This window comes from Pontibacter sp. GD13, assembly GCF_058216355.1.
This window is the reverse complement of the sequence record NZ_JBYZMQ010000022.1, coordinates 1-1,780: the sequence shown is the minus strand read 5'-3', so window position 1 is coordinate 1,780 and position 1,780 is coordinate 1. Positions and strand designations below refer to the sequence as shown.

At 41.1% G+C, this 1,780-nt stretch carries 1 protein-coding gene; it reads left to right on the top strand.

Annotated elements, in window-relative coordinates; genetic code table 11:
- Positions 1-234 precede the first annotated feature (234 nt).
- Positions 235-1,038, top strand: a complete 804-nt coding sequence (locus tag AC4BAN_RS17130; RefSeq protein WP_490565638.1) for a DNA adenine methylase — start codon at positions 235-237, stop codon at positions 1,036-1,038.
- Positions 1,039-1,780 lie beyond the last annotated feature (742 nt).

Below are 1,780 nucleotides of genomic sequence, written 5' to 3'. Positions count from 1 at the left end.
TTGAGCAATGGAAAGAACAAAATATTGATACCAGCATTGTGGCTGTGAGTTATGACTGGAAGGAGCAGAAGGCTATGATCACCATTGCATACGAAAACAGGGTGTACGAATTTCCTTGCACCACTACCTGGACAGAGGCGGATTGTTTAAATGCTATAGCAAGTCTTAATTTATAGAAAGTCATTTATTAAGAGGGTAAGACGAGGCAAAAGGAATAACTCTTAATAATTTACAATGTCAAAAATTACGCTTAAAACGCCGATCAGCTATTACGGCGGTAAACAAAAGTTAGCTAGTAAGATTATCTCAGTAATACCAGAACACACCCTTTATTGTGAGCCTTTTGTTGGTGGAGCTGCCGTGTTTTTTGCAAAGGAGCAATCAAACATTGAAGTACTGAATGACACCAACAAAGAGCTGATCAACTTCTACAGAGTAGTACAGCAGGACTTTGTGTCATTGGAGAAGGAAATCAGGATCAGCCTGCACAGCAGAGACCTGCACCGCAAGGCCAGTGTGATCTACAACCATCCGGACATGTTCTCAGAGATCAAAAGAGCCTGGGCAGTTTGGGTGCTTAGTTCCCAAAGCTTTTCTGCTCAACTGGACTCCAGCTGGGGCTATGACAAGTCTAAGAATACCACTACAAAGAAGATCATCAACAACCGGGATCGCTTCACAGAAGAGATGGCCATCAGGTTGCAGAACGTGCAGCTGGAAGCGGCTGATGCCTTGTATGTGGTTCGGAGCCGGGATAGTGAGAAGAGCTTCTTCTACTTAGACCCGCCATACTTCAACTCAGATTGTGGCCACTATGATGGATATTCAATAGAAGACTTTGAGGCGCTTTTAAAGCTTTTAGCAGGCATTAAAGGTAAGTTCCTGTTATCTTCTTACCCTTCACCAATACTGCAGAAGTATGCCAAAGAAAACGGCTGGCATATGTGGTCAGTGGAGCAGGGAGTAAGTGTAAACAGCAAATCTGGGTATATCAAAAGGAAAGTGGAAGTTCTTACTGCGAATTATCCGTTGGATTGAGAAAGGAAAGCAAGCCCGGACAGGTAATAGCGCTAACAATCACCATAACAAGGCCGCTCGAAAGCGGCCAGGCGTCCGGGCTCTTTACCTTTATTAAAAGGGTAATTGAGGCCGAATGTGTTATTGTTATAATGATTGTTAGCATTGCAAAGATATGACTTTAAAGAGCTTTTAAAAAGCTTTTATAGCCTTGTTATAGGCTGAATGAAATAAAAAAACGAGATGCCTTTATTTTGGGACATCTCGTTTATATTTTTGGGACATATCGTTTTGCCGATTTTAATAATGCAAAGAAAGCTGTCAGTAAGATAAGTGCCTTTTTCATACTTGCTAAATGTTTAGGTGTGAATTTGTTTTATACCTATTGGATGCAGCACTTAGCATATTATTACAGCCGCGGCTAATTTTTTTTAGCTGGTATGCGACAGGGTTAGTTTAAGTACATAAGCATAAATGTAAAGTATAGCATTTTTAAACTACTTGATTAAATTAAAGAGTTATATTCGTGTGGCGCTATGTTGAAGGAGTGTTGTTAGAGTGGTGATATTGCTTTAATAATAACTCGCGGAGGAGGTAGGAGTGCTTTATGTATAGTGCAGATAAGCGTAGGTTTACGCATAGCCGCTAGTTGACCGTGATTGTGAATTTACGAGCTTTAAAAGTGGCGTGTCTTTCAGGCTTTTTTAGGTCTGGGCGGCATCAAAGGCCACTAAAGCTCAGCAACGATCAGAAAAAGAACCAA